Below are 19482 nucleotides of genomic sequence, written 5' to 3'. Positions count from 1 at the left end.
TAATTTGGATGATTCAAATTAACCCTCTTTCTACTAACAAAACATTAATACACAAGCGTTTGTATTGCATGTGCAGGAATCTTAACAACTGTTTGTTCAGCACCTATAATCAACTTATAGTCCATTGCTTTATCTGTTTGGTTCATGACAATTGTAGCCATTGTGCCATCAGTATTCAAAAATGATGTACTCAATAAAGCGCTTCTGCTAACTGCTGAACTTACTCTTTTTGCATTTAGGCGAATGAATTTTGAAAAATGCCCAATATAATAATATGACGGAGTGTAAATTAGCTCTCCTGTTCTTGTATCAGCATGAATTGGCGCAAAGCAAAAATTACCCACATGGTTTGGTCCTCCGTTCTGGTCCAAAAGAATGTTCCAGTCTGTCCATCCGGCAGTTCCGTTATTAAAATCATTAATCATAGAGATGCCATATCTTTCTCCGTTACCCCAAAATTGATATTTTGCAGCATCAAATTTTTCTACACAACCTTCTGTAAACATTAAACCTTTGTCAGGATATGCTTCGTTAACTTTGGCAACATTTTCAAACATTGACGAACCTCCTGACCAGGTTTCATACCAATGAAATCCCATTCCCCAAACATATTTTGAAGCTTCCGGATCAGAGTAAATTACATTGGCTCTGTAATTCATTAAATCACGATTGTGATCCCAGGCGATGATTTTTACATTACCTAATTTTTCTTTTTTCAATGTTGGGCCTAAGAAGTTTTTAATAAAATCTCTTTCGTCTTCTGCGGTATAAATACAAGATTCCCAAGTTTGAACGGCCATTGGTTCATTTTGCGTAGAAGTACCCCAAATAGGAATTCCTTCTTTCTCATAGGCTTTTATAAATTTGGCATAAAAGTTCGCCCAGGTTTGATAATATTCCGGTAATAATGTTCCGCCTTTCAGGACATTTGCGTTGCTTTTCATAAAAGCATTTGGAGACCAAGGTGCCACATATGTCATTAATTTACCGCCTGCTGTCTGGATAGCCTGCTTAATTAACGGAATACGAAATTGTTTGTCGTGATCAATTGTAAACGTTTTTAAATCTTTATCTCCTTCTTTGATATAAGAATAGCTTTCACTGCTAAAATCAGAACTTTGTATCGTGGTTCTTAGCAATGAATAGCCTATTCCTTTTTGTTTATCATAGTAGGCATTTAAAAATTCTGTTTGTTTTTCTTTTGAAAGTTTAGCAAATATTTCGGCACTCGCATCTGTAATAGCTCCTCCAATTCCTATAAAAGTCTGAAACTTCTTTGCAGGCTCTACAAAAACAGAGCTCTCTATTTCCAGAGGTTGCTTAGCAGCTGTAAATGTTAGATGATCTGTAGATGTTAATCTTAAATTCGAATTTTCTGCTGTGGTGTAAACCGTTATCTTTTTTCCATTGGTTGTAAACTCTTTTTTTGTTTTTGGTTGTTGGGCAAAAGCCGTTAACGAAAACAAGAGACATAGCGCTTTTAAACTATTTTTTTTCATTCTTTTCTAATTTTTTAAATTCTAAATCAAAGCTTTTTGGTGAACTCTTCTTCACTAAAAAACTTTCCGGCAGCTTACGGATTTAAAAAATAGCCCATACTCATAATGATTATGGGCTATTTACAACCAAACTTAAACTTAACTTAAACTTATTTTCCGCGTAATTCCACGCCTTTGATCGTAAGTCCGCCTGGAGCAATTCCTCCACCGCATCTCACCATCAAGTAAATTTTACCTGTAGTATCAAATTTAACTACGTTGCTTTTTATATTTAATTTTGCATTTTTAGTACATCCAATAACAGATAATTTACCTGAAACAGTATTGTTACCGCAGCCATCCCAAGTATTCAGACCCATTACTTTTCCTCCATCACTGTAATCTCCAGAAGTTGTAGCCGGATCAGCTTTACCAGCATAAACCTCAAACCACATATCAGTTGAAGCACCTCCTGTAACAGACATATCAATTGTATATTCTTTGTCTTTTACAACATCAATAGCCTGATAAATAGCTGCATGCCCCCCGCTAACAGTAGCACCTTTATCACTATAAGTCCAGTTTCCACCAGCACCATAAACTACTATTTTCCAGTTAGCCTGATCTTCTGCAGTTGCAAATGAACCACCTTTAACTAAATTACCTTTTAATGGATCAGAAGTAGCTACCACGACATCTTTTGAAGCTGTAGTTTTTCCTCCTCCTTTACCTATTGCAGTGTGCGAAATGGTATATGTTCCGGCATCAGGTAAAGAAATTTCTTCTACCATTTTACCAGCATAAAATCCAGCACCTGTATCCCATAATGAAGATGTAACCCCTTTTGTATTTGCTACTAACTTATAAACATTTACTTTTCCTTCTACTGGAACGATTTGAAATGATGCATCTACATTGTTATCTGTTAATCCATTGTTTACAATGGAATCATCTGGTTGACAACTCGTAATACTTAATACTACTGTCATAAAAAACAAGAATAAAAATCTTTGCTTTTTCATTAAATTTATTTTCATATGATATTGTATTAATAGTTTGGATTTTGAACAAGTTTAGTATTCTCTAAATCTTTTTGTGGGATTGGCCAAATTTCATTTTTACCAGCTACAAATCCTTCTCCCGCAAGTACAGTTGCCGCTTTTCCGGTTCTTACTAAATCAAACCAACGGTGTCCTTCACCTGCCAATTCTAATCTTCTTTCGTTAGCAATAGCATCTAAAGAAACTGGTACTGAACCTAAACCAACTCTTGCACGTACAGCGTCTAGTAAAGCCTGTGCTCTTGCTCCTGTTCCGCCCAAAGCTTCTGCTTCCATTAAGTAAGTATCTGCTAAACGAATTGCATACATATCTTGGTTATAGTTTAAAGCAGTAGCTCCACCTCCTGTAGAAGTATCTGAGTTTAATGGCATAAATTTCTTTAAGAAATATCCTGTATCCTGATCTTTTGGTCCCCACTTAGCAATTCCTGCTGCAAGCATTGCTGACATGTCCAAAATTGTAGCATCAAAACGGGGATCACCTTTCATAAAATTGTACAAACTTGGCGTAACAGGGTTAAAACTCCATCCAGAAACATAATCTGGTATCAGTGCAGGTTTTGTTCTTGAAAAATCTCTAGGTCCTACCATAATATTTACAGAATTACCTTCGTCTGCTCCTCCACCCCAGAAATCCCAATTTGCATTACTTTTATCAGTATGCATAATTTCAATAATAGCTTCTGAGTTAAATTTGTTGCTGAATACCCATAGGTCAGAAAATTTGTCCAGCAATTTATAGCCGTACATGCTAGTACCTCCCGGAGTTCCATTTACATCAGCGAATTCTGCTGCGGCCAATGAATTTTTTCCGTCGTACAAATATACTTTTCCTAGTAAAGCCTGTACAGAACCTTTAGAAAAACGCCCAGCTTCTGTTGCAGTATCAACTGTATTTGGTAAAACTGCTTTAGCTTCAATCAAATCTTTCTCTATTTGCGCATAAATTTCTCCTGGACTAACCTGAGTACTGTTGTATCCTTCTGCTGGTGAAATTGGGGTTAGAATTAATGGCAAATTCCTGAATGTTCTTACTAGTTCAAAATAGTAATAGCCGCGTAATGCTTTTGCTTCTGCTGCAAAACGCACTTTCTTAGCATCAGGCATATTTACACCAGGTAATTTCTCCAACAAGATATTTGCTCTGGCAATTCCTTGGAAAAAATCACCCCAAAAACTCCTTGGCATAATTATTTTATCGAGCTTATAATTATCAAAACCGTGAATACCAGCCCCGTCTCCAGGTCCTCCTCCTCCAGCATAAAAATCATCAGAACCTGCATTAAGCATACAGACCATGTTTTCAAAACCTTTGGATTGTTTGCCCATAATATCATAAGCAGCAATCAATCCAGAATATGCTTCGTTCTCATCTTTGTAATAATTATCTACCAACGGAAGTCCTTTTGGATCAACTGTTAAAAAATCTTCACCGCAAGAAGAGCTAAGAAGCAACAATCCTACTGCAGCAAATGAATATTTTATATTTTTAATTTTCATAATCTCTAATTTTAAAATTGTAAATTAACCCCTAACATTAAAGTTCTAGCTTGTGGATAATATCCTTTATCAATACCAAAAACTCCTCCACCAATTTCCGGATCGTAACCGCTGTATTTTGTGAATGTTAATAAATTTTCTCCGGTTAAATAAAGTCTCACTTTTGAAAGTCCTCCTTTTGAAACAACATCACTTGGCAGATTATATCCAAGTTGAATTGTTTTGATTCTCAAATAATCACCATCTTCTAAATAAAAATCTGAAGCGTTTGAAAAGTTTTTATTATCATCAACACTAGATATAATTGGATATGAATTTGTAGATCCTTCTCCAGTCCAACGACCTAAAGCAGAGGTTTGGAAGTTAGCTGTATTGATGTCTAGACGACGTAATCCCTGAAAAATTTGATTTCCTACTGCACCTTGTGTAAATATTAATAGATCAAAATTTTTGTAATCTAAATTAACAGTAAATCCAAATGTATATTTTGGAAGTGGATTTCCAATAAACGTCTTATCATCATCTGTAATTGTCCCATCGCCGTTTGCGTCCTGCCATCTAAAATCTCCTGGTTTTGCATTTGGCTGAATTAGACCACCAGCAGCGTTTGTATAAGCTGCAATTTCTGCTTGATTTTGAAAAATACCTTGTGTTTTATATCCATAAAAAGAATTATATGGTTGACCAACTTGTGTTCTGGTTACCGCACCCATATTTTGGAAAGATGCATCTCCCGAAATAAATTGAATACCTTTTCCTAAGTTCGTTACTTCATTTTCTAAATAAGAAATATTCCCGCTTAAGCCTAAATTAAAGTCACCTAATTTTTTACGGTAAGAAAGTTCTACGTCAATACCTTTGTTCTGCATGTCAGCAATATTCGCAGAAGGTCGACCTGCACTACCAATATGACCAGGCAAGTCAATATCCTGTAAAATACCTGTCGATTTTTTGATATAAAAATCTGAAGTTAAGGTAAAGTCATTAAAGAATGTAATATCAAAAGCTATATTTGCCTGGCTCGTTTCTTCCCATTTTAAATCTGGATTTGCTGGTGCATTTGGACTACTACCAACAACAACTGATCCTTGGTTTCCTATAGTGTAATTTCTTCCTGAACCAATAGTTGGTAAGAATTTGAAATCACCAATTGCATCGCTACCTGTAATACCATAACCTCCTCTAAACTTCAATTGTGTTACTACATTATTTTGTGGCCAGAAATTTTCTTTAGTTGGAACCCATCCTAAAGAGAATGATGGAAAAGTTCCGTATTTATAATTTTGACCAAAACGAGATGAACCATCACGACGAACAATACCTGTTAATAAATATTTTTCTTTATAATCATAATTTACTCTCGCAAATAGTGATGTTACTTTATGCTCATAACCATTAGTTGCAGAAGCTGTAATTTTCTCCTTTGGATGACCATTAGGAAATGTTGCATCTTCAAAATTAGTAAAAGGTATGTCATTATAAGTTACTGTAGACCCTGACGTGATATTGTCTATATATGCACCTTGTCCAAGTAAAATTGAAAAATTATGATCTCCTATTTGTTTTGCATAAGAAACTGTATTTTCAATATTCCATCCAAAACCTTTGTTTGTATTTCTAGTTAAATTATTAACCGCATTTATAGTTGCAGAGTTTAAATAAGATACTGGCGTAAAACTCTCTGCACCCCAATACGCTAATTTACCTCCTAGTGTACTTCTAAATTTCAAACCCTTAATAGCTTCAACTTCTACATAAGCATTTCCAACAAAATTGTCAGACCAGCCATAATTTCCTAATCTCGTTTGAATATATGCCAAAGGATTACTCATTTCCTGACTTACAGCACTAGAAATTCCATACGGATTTCCGTTAGCATCTCTCAAAATACCAGCCTGAGTACTATATGGCGCTGAATTTGCAACAGCTGGATCGGTAACTATCGCCGGTGTAAGTGGGTCTAAATTGATTGCTGAACTTAGTGGCCCACCATATTCATTATTTGTATTCCCTATCCCAACATTTTTTTCGTGAGAATATCCTAAAGTTTGACCAAAAGTTAATCCTTTTACAATTTTATGTGTCGAGTTTAAACGAATGTTTTTTCTATTGTAATTTGATATCGGAGTAGCAACAATACCTTCTTGATCTAATAATCCGAAAGACACATAATAAGTAGATACATCATTTCCTCCTGACAAACTTAGTTCATGTCCCGTTTTTTGAGCACTGTCATTAAAAATAACTTTTTGCCAGTCAGTTCCAATTCCATATGATGATGGATTCTGATAGGGAAGTTGATATGGTTTTTGAGGATCTACTGTGTATCCATTTGCATATCTTTCATTCATTATTGTAGCATATTCAGTAGCATTCAATAAGTCTAATTTTCTAGCTGCTTTAGAAAAACCGGTGTAACCATTATAGTTTACACTCATTTTACCAGATTTTCCTTTTTTAGTAGTTATAAGGATAACCCCTGCTGCTGCTCTGGCACCATAAATTGCCTGCGATGCCGCATCTTTTAAAACCTCCATTGACGCAATATCAGATTGATTTAGGTAACCAATTCCGCCTGAATCAACAATAACTCCATCAACAACCCATAAAGGTTCGTTGTTTCCAAACGAAGTGATACCCCTAACGCGGATTGTTGAAGCTGATCCTGGCTGTCCCGCATTTGCTGCAATAGTAACTCCTGAAACCCTACCTTGTAAAGCTTGCTCAACTCTTGTAAGAGGTAAATCTTCTAAATCAGCAGCTTTTACACTAGAGATGGCTCCCGTTACAACTGATTTCTTTTGAGTACCATATCCAACAACCACAACTTCGTTAAGTGATTGTGATTCTGGTTTTAATTGAATAGATAATTTTGTTCTTCCGTTTATAGCTTCAGTAACTGTACCATAACCTATAAAAGTAATTGTCAAAACTCCGTTTGAAGGTACTTGTAGTTGGAACTTTCCATCAAAATCAGATGCAGTTGATTTCGTAGTACCTTTTAATAAGATAGTTGCACCTGGAACTGGCATTCCACTTTCATCATTTATTATTCCACTTACTGTGACATCCTGAGCCACGGCTATAACCGAGAATAACAAAGATGAAACACAAAAAATAAGTAATTTTGTTAATTTCATTTTTCTAAAAATTTTGGTTAATTAATTAGTAATTTGATGCAATAATAATGTTAATTTTTCACTACCCGCAACAAATTTTCACTACAAAAACACATCAAATCAAATTTTAATACATTACAAAAACACATCAAATTTTACATAAATAATTGATAATTAACTATTTAAAATTTAAATTTAAGATGTTATGGAAATGTTAATTATAAAAATAAACACTACAGTAGTATGATAATGCTTATTTTTATAAAAAAAACAACTTTCTACATCGTGATAGTAGAGAGCAATTACTCATAAACTACTAAATTTTAAATAGTTAACTATTAAAAAATTAAAAAAAACCAAAAACTGATGCAATTGATAAAATCACATTTTATTATTACTTTTTTTACATTATTCTCAATTACATTTTACGGACAAGTTAAAAGCATAGGACTTCCTGACGTAAGAAATTACAAACGAAATGAATATAAGGGAGGAACGCAAAACTGGAGTATTGATCAGGATAAAAACGGAAATTTATATTTTGCCAATAATAATGGACTTTTACAATTTGATGGATCTTCCTGGCGCAAATATCCACTACCCAATCTAACTTCTGTAAGATGTTTAAAAATTGATAAGTCAGGAAAAATATTAGTGGGCGGGTATAATGAGTTTGGATATTTCAAACCTGACAATAAAGGAAAGCTGGAATATACTTCCCTTGCTAAAAAGGTGGATAAAAATAAAATCAAAATCATCGATTTTATCTGGAAAATCCATTCTTTAAACAATCTGACTATTTTTCAATCTTTCGCAAGGGCCTATATTTTAAAAAATGGAAAACTATCCATACTACAAGCTCCTAAAAGGTTTCAATTTTCATTTGTAGTAAATAATAAACTTTACTTTCAGGATGTCGAAAAAGGCATCTTAGAGTATCGAAACGAAAAATTATATCCATTACCCAATACCACAGCCCTAAACAATACCGAAATATGGGGAATGTATTCTTTAACAAAAGACAAAACACTTATAATAACACTTGAAAAAGGATTGTTTATTTATGAAAACAACACCATTCAACCCTGGGAAACTGAAGCCAATAATTTTGTTAGAAAAAACAACTCTTTAGGCGGCGCTATAATAAATAAAAACTTTATTGTTTTAAACTCTGTACTGGATGGGATTATCATTTGCGATTTTAATGGCAGAATAATTCAGCATCTAAACAGAAAAAAAGGATTGCAGAACAATACCGTCCTGACTTCTTTTATTGATAGCAAAAACAATTTATGGCTTGGATTAGACAACGGTATAGCCTTTTTAAACGAAAGTTCTCCATTTACTTATTTTGGATTTAGTTACGATATCAGTACCGTATACGCATCGGTAATTTATCAGGGAAACCTATACGTTGCAACAAATCAGGGTGTTTTTTATCATGCCTGGAATAATAGCTTCAAAGAGGATGTTTTTAAACTTGTTGAAGGAACGACCGCCCAGTCATGGAACGTTCAGGTAATCGAAAATGAACTTATCTGCTCTAATAATAGAGGTGCACTCGCCATTCAGGGAGGAAAAGTAACTCATATTATAGATTCTAAAGGATATTTTGGTTTTAAAAGAATACCAAATCATCCGGGCTTTTTTATTGGTTCTAATTACGATGGATTTGCTGTTTTTCAAAAAACAGGAAAGGGCCTGATATTCAAAAATCAAATTTCAGGTTTTGATAAATCATCCAATAGTTTTGAGCTTGATGACTCTTATTTGTGGCTCAAAAAAGACGAATCAATTTATAAAATGCAGCTTAGCAATGATTTGACAAGATTTACCTCCATCAAAAAAATAAATCAATTATCTCCTCAACATAAAAATATTGGAAGTCTTCAAAAAATTGACGGTAAAATCTACTTTCAGACCAACAATCACTTTTACAAATTCTCAAAAGAGCAGGATTTGTTTTATGAAGACCAAAAACTGTCGGCATTATTCAAAAATATTCCAAATATAAATGCTTTAAGCGAAGATTCGCAATCGAATTTATGGTATGCATTTGATGAATCTTTAGGAGTATTAATGAAATACGATAATCAATACAAAAATGTCGTTGCCCCTTTCTCGAACTTAACCGGTAATCTGGTAAATAGTTATTTATCTGTAAATACAATCGATTCAAAAAATATTTTTATCGGCTTAACGGATGGATTAGCTCATTATGATTCTGACCTGCTCAACAATTTTGTAACCAAACCTAAAGCATTTATACGAAGTTTTTCATTTCCCGGCGACACTATCGTTTTGGGAAACAATCAGCAGAAAACAGAAAATATTCGTATTCCCTACTCTTCCAATCATGTACGCTTTACATTTTCATCTCCTATATATGAAAATCTTGAAAATGTCGAATTCTCCTATCAATTAGAACCTTTTGATGATAAATGGAGTGATTGGTCTACCATTTCTATTAAAGAATATACCAATTTAAGAGAAGGCGAATATACGATGAAATTAAAAGTCAGAAACAGTTACGGAATTCAATCTGAGCCTTCAACGATTTCCTTTATGGTTTCTCCTCCCTGGTACAGGCACTTTTTAGCATATATGTTTTACTTTGTACTAATTATGATAGCGGTCTATTTAATTTCTGCCAGGGTAAAAATGAAAATCCGAAAAAACAAATATTACGAAACTATCGAACAGAGAAGATTATATCTTGAAAAAGAATCTAAAATAAGGCAGGAACAATTTGACCTGGAAAAAGAAATTGAAAAGCTTAAAAGTGACAAACTTCAGATAAAAATTCTAGCAAAAGATAAAGAACTAGTAAACAACTCCTTACAAGTAGTAAAGAAAAACAAAATCCTAAACGGAATTATTCATAAACTGAAAGAAATCGATGTTGAAGCGCTAGACGATTCGACCAAATTTCAAGTGAGCAAACTGAATAAAAGTATTGTAAAGGAAGTAAACACAGATAAAAGCTGGAAAGACTTAGAAAAACATATCAAAAACGTTCACTTTGAATTTTTGAAAAGATTAAAAGAAAAATATCCCACGATTTCGCCAAGAGAACTGGATCTCTCTACTTATTTATTGATGAATATGTCGACAAAGGAGATTGCCGAAATCATGAATATTTCAACAGGCGGCGTAGAATTAGCACGTTATAGGTTACGAAAAAAACTCGGTTTAAATAAAAAGGAAAATTTAATTGGTTTTTTAATGAGCATCTAAAAACAAAAAATCCATCAGTTTCGGCTGATGGATTTTTATTATTTAATATATTCCAGTGTTCGCTCTAAAGCCATTCCTCTGGATCCTTTTATGAGAATAGTATTGTCCTTGAAATGTATTGTTTTAAGATGTGCTACAAAAGCATCAAAAGTTTCAAAAAACTGAATATTTTCTTGAGCAACTTTATTTTCATAAAATGATTTACCAATCAAATAGCACTCTGATTTGTTTTGATTTAATAAAGAATCTACAATTAACTTATGCTCTTGTTTGCTCTCATCACCCAACTCAAACATATCTCCCAAAATCATCACTTTATTTTGATTTTCGAGTTGTAAAAAATTAGTTATTGCAACTGCCATACTGCTAGGATTAGCATTGTAAGCATCCAGAATAATCTGATTAGAATCAATTCGTAACAATTGCGATCTGTTATTTTCAGGTATATATGTTTCAATTGCTTGTTTCATATCCTCTTCCTCGACCTTAAAATAGTATCCAATTGCAATAGCCGCATTAATATTGTTAGCATTATAAAGCCCAATTAGATGCGATTCTACACTAAAATTATCGTAATCTATAACAACAAAAGGATTAGCTTTGATACTGTTAATTTTTAGATCAGCATTAGCATTATTGATTCCGAAAGTAAATGATTTTATTCCCGCAGATTTTTCGATCTGAATAGGATCTTCGAGATTTACAAAAACCAATTTATCGTTTTTTGCGAGATATTCGTACATCTCACTTTTGCCCTGAATAACACCCTCTACACCACCAAAACCTTCAAGATGCGCTTTACCAAAATTCGTAATATAGCCAAAGTCAGGCTGAGCTATTTCACATAAAAATTCGATTTCTTTTTTATGATTTGCACCCATTTCAACAATACCAATTTCAGTATCTTTTGTAAAAGACAGCAAAGTCAGAGGCACTCCAATATGATTGTTTAAATTTCCTACTGTAGCCTTGGTTTTATATTTCTTAGCAATAACAACATTAATAAGTTCTTTAGTCGTCGTTTTACCATTACTTCCCGTTAAGGCAATTATAGGCAATTTAAGATAAGCGCGATGAAACTTTGCCAACGCTTGTAAGCTTTCTAAACTGTTCTCAACAAGAATTGTTCTTTCATCAATAACATACGATGCATTATCAACAACGACAAATAAAGCACCTAATTCAAGTGCTTTGACAGCAAAGGTATTCGCATCAAAATTTTCACCTTTGATAGCAAAAAACATAGAATCCTTTTCAATTTTTCTGGTATCAATTGAAACCGATTTACATTGCAAAAATAAGTTATGAATGTCCTGAATATTCATTTATAAAAAAATTTATATTTATAAAATAAGCAATAAAAAAATTCCAAATTCCAAAAGCTGAGTAATTCAGTTGGAATTTGGAATTTTTTATATTGAATTTTCTAGAATTTAGTTTCTAGGCGATTTTCTTTTTTCAGCTTTTGCACCTACTCTAGACATAGCACATCTAAATCCGATGTAATCTGTTGCCATATCCTGAGGGAAATATCTTCTTTGTGCCGGATCTAACCAATATGCTCTGTCTCTCCAAGAACCACCTTTGTAAACTCTCACATTATCATCGATAAGTGTAGTACGTTTACTAGAGTTGTCATATTTTCTAACCATTTGACCTAAACTGTCTGTTGTTACATTATGCTTAGGAGAATTGTACATTGACTGATCAGCTTTTGTTCCTCCATCAGGATCACCAAAATCAAAGTATTTAGATGATTGTTTATCACCATCTCTATAGTTGATGTTATCACTTGTACTGAAATTTTGTCTCAAGTAAGTTTCATTTTCATCAACCGGAACCTGAGCAATTTCTCCTGGCAAGTTTGTTGCAACTTTTTTACCGTTACTTAAAGTCTTGTACTGAATATTATCTTTAGTGATAATTTCAATTTTACCATCTTTACCAATTTTGTTTTTAGCATATTGATTTCCTCTAAAGTAGTTAAAATCATTCGCTTCATTATCAATAATAGGTCTGTAAACATCGGCAACCCATTCGGCTACGTTTCCAGCCATATCGTATAATCCAAAATCGTTAGGTGCATAGCTTTTTACAGCATTTGTAATATCTGCTCCATCATCAGACCAACCTGCAATTCCACCGTAATCACCGTTTCCTTGTTTAAAGTTAGCCAATTGATCTCCTTTGTTTTTACGTTTGCTAGAACGTGTATAATCTCCGGACCAAGGGTATTTCTTTTGTCCTTTATATATATTGTATTCTCTTTGTCCAACATCAGCTGCAGCAGCATATTCCCATTCTGCCTCAGTAGGAAGTCTGTATTCTGGCAATATAATACCTGAAGAACGTTGTGCGTACACATTTTTTTCTTCCGGAACTACACCATCTTTTCCTGCTTTAGGTCTTCTTCCGTTTGGATTTTTCTTTAATACAATCTCTTCGCTACCACCACGTGCAGTACTAGGAGACATTAAGTAAGCCTCAGTATTAAATGAATTATCAGCAGTAACATCGTTTGTTTTAGCACCTTTTTGAAGGAAACCGTTTTTCTCTAAAACTGCTTCGTTTACACGGTCAGTTCTCCATTTACTAAATTCAACAGCCTGAATCCAGTTAACACCAACTACAGGGTAGTTTGCATAAGATGGATGTCTTAAATAGTTATTAGTCATCGTTTCGTTGTATCCTAAACGATTTCTCCATACTAAAGTATCAGGAGATGCTCCTTCGTAAATATTTTTGTAATTTTCTTCTGTTGGAGGGAAAACTTTCTTTAACCACTCCAGGTATTCTAAGTACATACCATTGGTAACCTCTGTTTCATCCATGTAGAATGACTGAACGTGTTGTTGGGTTGGTGTGTTATTCCAATCGTGCATAACATCATCCTGTACTTTACCCATAGTAAATGTACCTCCCTCAACAAAAACTAAACCAGGACCAGCCTGTTGTTTTTTTCCTGCGTTTCTGGCAGCAGTTCCATTCTGACTATCTACATCCCAACCAGTTGCTCTGGAAGCTTGACTGGAACTCGATTTTTTGCTACAACTAGCCGTGCCCAACATCAATATCATTGACATCATTAATTGCAAGACTACAATTTTGTTTACTTTCATACTCATTCTTAGGTGATAAATTTAGGTGCTGCAATATAATAATTAACATTTAATTAGCAACATCTGTTCTAATAATTTTATTTCACTGTTTTTTACCAGAAAATAACCTATAGTTACGAACGCAAAAATATACTTTTTATTATTTACTATAACATGAAATACTATATTTTTACTTACTAAAATATTTTTAATTTAAAACCGCTTTATCACATAATGAAACAAGCCTTATTCTTATATCTTTTTCTGGTTCCGTTCATCTCATTTTCTCAGGTAAATGGGAGCTTCACGCTAGATTGGCAAAGTAAAAAAGAGATGAGTTTTGGCGAATCAAAAATAAAAATCCCGTACTTTTCAGGAGGCGGTTTTAGGTACGATACGAGTAAAAAAAGCATAACGTTATTACTTAACCTAAGCGAATCTGGCTTCTCAAACAATAATTCTGTACAAATTACAAACGTTATTTACGAATCTGTTTCAATTGCTGAATTAGGAGACTTATCACTTGAAAACATCCCCGAAAAACCAAATGAAACGTTAAAAACCACTCTTTCAAGAAATCAAACGCAAACTTTCTTATCGTTATCACCTATAATAAAGGAAGGTAACACTTACAAGAGAATCAGATCATTTTCCTACACAGCAAGCAACCCAACGTTTATAAGTAATAATTCTTCAACTTTTCAAAAATCAAATGCTGTATACAATTCAGTTTTAGCATCCGGAGACTGGTACCGTTTTTATATTGAGAAATCCGGCGTTTATAAAATTTCGAAAACTTTTTTGCAAAGCCTTGGATTTGACCCTTCAAAAGTAGACCCAAGACGAATTAAGATCTACGGAAACGGAGGAAAAATGCTGCCTTTAGCTAATAACACTTACTATCCTGCGGACTTAACAGAAAATGCGATACAAATAATTGGAGAAAGCGATGGCACTTTTAACAACGAAGATTATATTCTTTTTTATGCTGAAGGAGTTGAAAACTGGAGTACCGAAAGCCAGACCAATCTTAATTTGTATGCTACAAAATCCTATTATTATGTTACAGTGGCCGGCAACGATGGAAAACGTATCCCGAACTTCAATCAGCCAAGCGGAAATAGTACCTTAGAGCTAAACACTTTTGACGACTATCAATTTCATGAAATCGACAAAACCAACATTGCTCATCTGGGACGTCAATGGTTTGGAGAAGCATTTGATATTACTCAGGAACAGGAATTCGAATTCAATTTTCCAAATATTGAAACTTCAATACCGGTAAAAATTGAATTAAATGCAGCTTCTGCAGCTTTTACCCCAACCTCTTTTGCAGTTTCTGCTAACGGACAAAGTATAGGAAATATTACTTTTCAGGCGCTGGCATCCAATTCTGAATTAAAATTTTACACCCAAAAACTTCCTTCTAACAGCTCGTTTACCGGTGCCGAAAACATAAAAATAAAACTTACCTATAATAATAATGGTGTCCCGGGATCAAAAGGATATCTGGATTACATCAATTTAATAGCGAAAAGAAAATTATCCGGTACAGGCAAACAATTTAAATTTCAGTATGACTTAGCCGGATCAATACCGGGAATAGTAAATTATACAATAAGTAATGCTTCGGGAATTTCTCAAATTTGGGATGTTACAGACCTATATAATGTATCAAAAATTGAAAACCCAAATCAAACCTCTTTTAGCTTTAAAGCAAATTTGGGAGAAATTAGAAAATACATCGCTATTGATGCTGCTGATTATTTCACTCCTTTAAAAGAGAATCAATCAAAAATTGTCAATCAAAATCTAAAAGGAACATTATTTAAGAATACCCAAAATAACTTTCAGGATATTGACTATGTAATAGTTACACCCAAATTTTTAATTTCCCAAGCCGAAAAACTAGCGAATTTTCACAGAACATATTCTAATTTGAATGTAAAAGTACTTGCTTTAGAAAACATCTATCAGGAATTTTCTTCAGGAAAACAAGATATCGCAGCCATTAGAAATTGCATCAGATACATTTACGACAATGCATCATCTTCAGATAAAAAAATAAAATACCTGAATTTATTCGGAGATGCTTCTTTTGACTACAAGGACAGAATTGCAAACAATAATAATATTGTACCTATATATCAATCTGTAATTAGCAACTCGACCGGAGAAGCCTCATTTGCATCTGATGACTTTTACGGTTTAATGGATTCAAACGAAGGAATTGTCGTTTCGCCTTTTGGCGGAATTGATATTGCGGTCGGCAGAATGCTGGTGTCAGACAATGCACAGGCAGCCGAAATGGTCAATAAAGTTTTAGAATACCATGATGTTAAATCCTATGGGAATTGGAGAAACAACATTGTTATGGTAAGTGATGACTCTGACCAGACTTCAGATGCGACATTACAATTCCATCAAAACAATTTGGCAGACAATATAACTACCCAAAAACCTTTTTTAAATATCGACAAAATCATTTTGGATGCTTATACACAGGAAGCTTCTGCCGGCGGATCAAGATACCCTAAAGCAAGAACGGATTTATTTAATGCTTTTGAAAAAGGCGCTTTAATTTTTAATTATTTAGGCCACGGTGGCGAAGACGGACTGGCAAGCGAACGTATTTGGGAAAAATCAGACGGACAAAATCTAAACAATCAATACAAGTATCCTTTATTTATAACCATTACTTGTGAGTTTTCAAGATTCGATGACCCGACAAGACCAACAGCAGGAGAATATACTTTTTGGAATCCAAAAGGCGGCGCAATTTCTATGCTTACAACCATTCGAGCTATAGGACAATTTAATGCAGAAGATTTTAATGACAGCCTTAGTAAAAACCTGCTTTCGTACGGATCCAATCAATACACAAGCATTGCCGAGGCGCTCCGAATTTCTAAAAACGAAAATCCAAGTTCAGCCAGTAATGTTATTTTTTATATTGGCGATCCTGCTTTAATGTTAGCCATTCCAAAACCTAGAATTAATTTAACAAAAGTTAATGATGTTGTGATTTCACAATCAATTCCAGACTTTAAATCTTTGGCAAAAATTAAAATTTCAGGCGAAATTACCGATGAAAACAATACTCTTCTTAGCAATTATAACGGAGAGTTAGCTACCGCAATTTTCGATAAATTAATTACAACCACAACTTTAAATAATGATGGTTATAGCCCTGCAATGTCATTTAAAATATTAGGGGAAACAATATTTAGAGGAAATGCATCCGTAACCAACGGCCAGTTCGAATTTAGCTTTGTTGTACCGCGGGATATTCGTGTTCCTGTTGATTATGGCCGAATTAGTTTTTATTCGAAAAAAAATCAGGCTTTAGAAAACCAAACTGGTTACAGTACAGCCATTAAAATAGGAGGAATAAATGAAAATGCACCTCAGGACAATATAAGTCCAAAAGTTAAGTTATATATGAACGATGAAACTTTTGTATCTGGCGGAATTACAAATGAATCGCCATTTTTACTGGCTTTTCTGGAAGATGAAAATGGAATAAATACAGCAAGCGGAATCGGGCATGACATTGTAGCAATTCTGGACGGAGACGTTAGTAATCCTTACATTCTAAATGATTACTATCAAACAAAATTAGACGATTATACGAACGGAAATTTACGTTTCCCCTTAAGAAATTTAGCTCCGGGAATGCACACTATAAGCTTTACAGCATGGGATGTTTACAACAATCCGGTTACAAGCGAAATACAATTTGTAGTTGTTGGAGATGAATCACTAACATTAACACACGTTCTTAATTATCCTAATCCTTTTTCTACCTACACTCAGTTTTGGTTTTCTCACAATAGACCATACGAACCCCTGGATGTCCAGGTTCAGGTAATGACTATTACGGGAAAAGTAGTCTGGACAAAAAACCAGATCATTACAACAGAAGGTTTTTTATCAAGAGAAATAACCTGGGATGGAAAAGATGATTTTGGTGACCGAATAGGAAAAGGTGTTTATATTTACAAACTAACAGTCAGATCTAATTTGACAAATAAAAAGGCAGAAAAATATGAAAAGCTTGTCATCTTATAATTATATATATATTTGTATCATAAATACATTAAGTCCCTAAATGAAAAAAATTTCACTACTTTTAATTTGTTCTTTTATTCTTTTTAAAGTACAGGCACAGGACAACCGCCCTATTACAACGGGAGTTCCCTTTTTATTAGTTGCGGCAGATGCCAGAGCAGCAGGTTTAGCTGATCAGGGTGTAGCAACATCAGCAGACGCATTCTCTCAGCAATGGAATCCTGCAAAATATGCTTTTTCAGTAGATAAGCAAGGTTTCTCGATTAGTTACACTCCGTACTTAACAGACTTAGCCAATGACATTTCATTAGGTCAGGTAACGTACTACAATAAAATTAATGAACGAAGTGCCTTTGCAGGAAGTCTTCGCTATTTTGGTTTTGGAGATATTGAGCTAAGAACAACAGGAGATCCAAGTGAAGCTGCCAGAATAGTATCGCCAAACGAATTTGCTTTGGACGGATCTTATTCTTTGAAATTAAGCGAAACATTCTCTATGGCAGTTGCCGCAAGATTTATCAATTCAAATTTAAAAATTGCCTCAGAAGATATAGACGCTTCTGCAGCAAGTACTTTTGCAGTTGATATTGCCGGATTTTACCAATCTGAAGAAATTGCTTATTCAGACTTCAACGGACGATGGAGAGCAGGTTTCAACATGCAAAACCTTGGCCAGAAAATAAGCTACGACAATGATGACTTAAGCTCAAACTTTATACCGGCAAATTTAAGATTAGGTGGTGGTTTTGATTTTATTCTGGACGACTACAATAAAGTTGGACTAAGCGTAGAATTTACCAAACTTTTAGTTCCTACTCCTCCGGGACCAGGAACTCCGATAGATTTAAACGGAGATGGCGATTATAATGATCCTGGAGAAACTTCTCAGGAACAGGCTAATGCCACAAATTACAAAAACTACAATGATATAGGTTGGGTTTCAGGTATTTTTAAATCATTTGGAGATGCTCCGGGTGGTTTTAGCGAAGAATTAAAAGAAATCACTTATAGTGTTGCCGGAGAATATACTTATCAGGATGCTTTTTCGATGAGAGCAGGATATTACCACCAAAGTCCTCAAAAAGGAGGCGTTCAGTTTTTCTCTTTAGGAGCAGGTTTTAAATATAATGTAGTAAAACTTGATGTTTCTTACCTATTTTCAGCATCAAAAATTAAAAATCCTTTAGAAAATACACTTCGCTTTTCTTTAACCTTTAACTTTGGCGACAAATACGAAGTTTATTAAACGAATAAAACAATAAAAATAATAACAATCCAAATTTCTATTTCTTAGAGATTTGGATTTTTTTTCCCATAAAAAGAAATGAAAGAAATAAGCATAACATCATCTTTTACCGTTTACAATTCTCTGGAAGAACTTTCAAAAGACATACAAGACTTAATGAGCGAGGCTGTTGAAGTTCGAAAAAAAGCATATGCCCCTTATTCTCAATTTAGAGTTGGAGCAGCATTATTATTAGATAACGGAAAAATAGTTTTGGGATCAAATCAGGAAAATGCAGCTTATCCATCAGGATTATGCGCAGAACGCGTTGCCATTTTTCATGCGGGAAGTGTTTATCCCGATGCAAAAATTCTAAAGATAGCTATTACAGCAGCTTCAGACACGAATCAGACTACCGCTCCAATTCCACCATGTGGTTCTTGCCGCCAATCGATTGCCGAATATGAAATCAGGCAAGACACCCCTATAGAAATCTATTTTATGGGCGAAATTGGCGAAGTTTACAAATCAGCATCCCTTAAAAATTTGCTTCCTTTTATGTTTGATAAAAAGTTCTTATAAAAAAAAGCCAAAAAGTCACGTTTAAATTTTACTTCTTAATAGGAATGTCTTATTTTTGCATCCCGACCTTTCGGGCGCAAATTTGTGGGAGGAAACTATTTTGCGTTATAGG

General features: G+C 34.2%; 10 protein-coding genes. 4 read left to right on the top strand and 6 right to left on the bottom strand.

The window, feature by feature from the left end; all coding sequences use genetic code 11:
• Positions 1-44 precede the first annotated feature (44 nt).
• From B0M43_RS07975 to B0M43_RS07960, 4 genes are all read right to left on the bottom strand, one after another.
• Entirely contained in the window at positions 45-1499 is a 1455-nt protein-coding gene (locus B0M43_RS07975) for a glycoside hydrolase family 30 beta sandwich domain-containing protein (RefSeq protein ID WP_078006241.1), read from the bottom strand.
• A 149-nt stretch (positions 1500-1648) separates the two neighbouring features.
• On the bottom strand, positions 1649-2500 hold the full coding sequence (locus B0M43_RS07970; protein ID WP_123921766.1) for a hypothetical protein: 852 nt from the start codon (positions 2498-2500) through the stop codon (positions 1649-1651).
• A gap of 26 nt (positions 2501-2526) precedes the next feature.
• Entirely contained in the window at positions 2527-4038 is a 1512-nt protein-coding gene (locus B0M43_RS07965; protein WP_078006243.1) for a RagB/SusD family nutrient uptake outer membrane protein, read from the bottom strand.
• Positions 4039-4049: 11 nt separating this feature from the next.
• On the bottom strand, positions 4050-7178 hold the full coding sequence (locus tag B0M43_RS07960; RefSeq protein WP_078006244.1) for a TonB-dependent receptor: 3129 nt from the start codon (positions 7176-7178) through the stop codon (positions 4050-4052).
• Between the two features lie 345 nt (positions 7179-7523).
• On the opposite strand from B0M43_RS07960, the gene B0M43_RS07955 reads away from it, so the two are divergent.
• On the top strand, positions 7524-10394 hold the full coding sequence (locus B0M43_RS07955) for a triple tyrosine motif-containing protein (RefSeq protein ID WP_078006245.1): 2871 nt from the start codon (positions 7524-7526) through the stop codon (positions 10392-10394).
• Positions 10395-10432: 38 nt separating this feature from the next.
• On the opposite strand, the gene murF is transcribed toward B0M43_RS07955, so the two are convergent.
• Positions 10433-11719: a UDP-N-acetylmuramoyl-tripeptide--D-alanyl-D-alanine ligase gene (murF, locus tag B0M43_RS07950; RefSeq protein WP_078006246.1), complete on the bottom strand. Its 1287-nt coding sequence runs from the start codon at positions 11717-11719 to the stop codon at positions 10433-10435.
• Positions 11720-11827: 108 nt separating this feature from the next.
• Entirely contained in the window at positions 11828-13513 is a 1686-nt protein-coding gene (gldJ, locus tag B0M43_RS07945) for a gliding motility lipoprotein GldJ (protein ID WP_065448093.1), read from the bottom strand.
• A 213-nt stretch (positions 13514-13726) separates the two neighbouring features.
• Here gldJ and porU point away from each other — a divergent pair, with 213 nt between their 5' ends.
• The 3 genes from porU (at position 13727) to cdd (ending at position 19370) form a co-directional block, all read left to right on the top strand.
• Positions 13727-17563 carry a type IX secretion system sortase PorU gene (gene porU / locus B0M43_RS07940; RefSeq protein WP_078006247.1) on the top strand — a complete coding sequence of 1279 codons (3837 nt, stop codon included), beginning with the start codon at positions 13727-13729 and terminating at the stop codon, positions 17561-17563.
• Between the two features lie 40 nt (positions 17564-17603).
• A complete protein-coding gene (porV, locus tag B0M43_RS07935; RefSeq protein ID WP_065448095.1) occupies positions 17604-18809 on the top strand; it encodes a type IX secretion system outer membrane channel protein PorV in 1206 nt (401 codons plus the stop codon).
• A gap of 78 nt (positions 18810-18887) precedes the next feature.
• Positions 18888-19370 carry a cytidine deaminase gene (cdd, locus tag B0M43_RS07930; protein WP_065448096.1) on the top strand — a complete coding sequence of 161 codons (483 nt, stop codon included), beginning with the start codon at positions 18888-18890 and terminating at the stop codon, positions 19368-19370.
• The last annotated feature ends 112 nt before the right edge of the window (positions 19371-19482 follow it).

Source organism: Flavobacterium sp. KBS0721 (genome assembly GCF_002007065.3).
In the GTDB taxonomy this organism is placed as follows: Bacteria; Bacteroidota; Bacteroidia; order Flavobacteriales; family Flavobacteriaceae; genus Flavobacterium; species Flavobacterium piscis.
The sequence above is the reverse complement of the archived record's forward strand: the minus strand, read 5'-3'. Positions and strand labels throughout refer to the sequence as shown.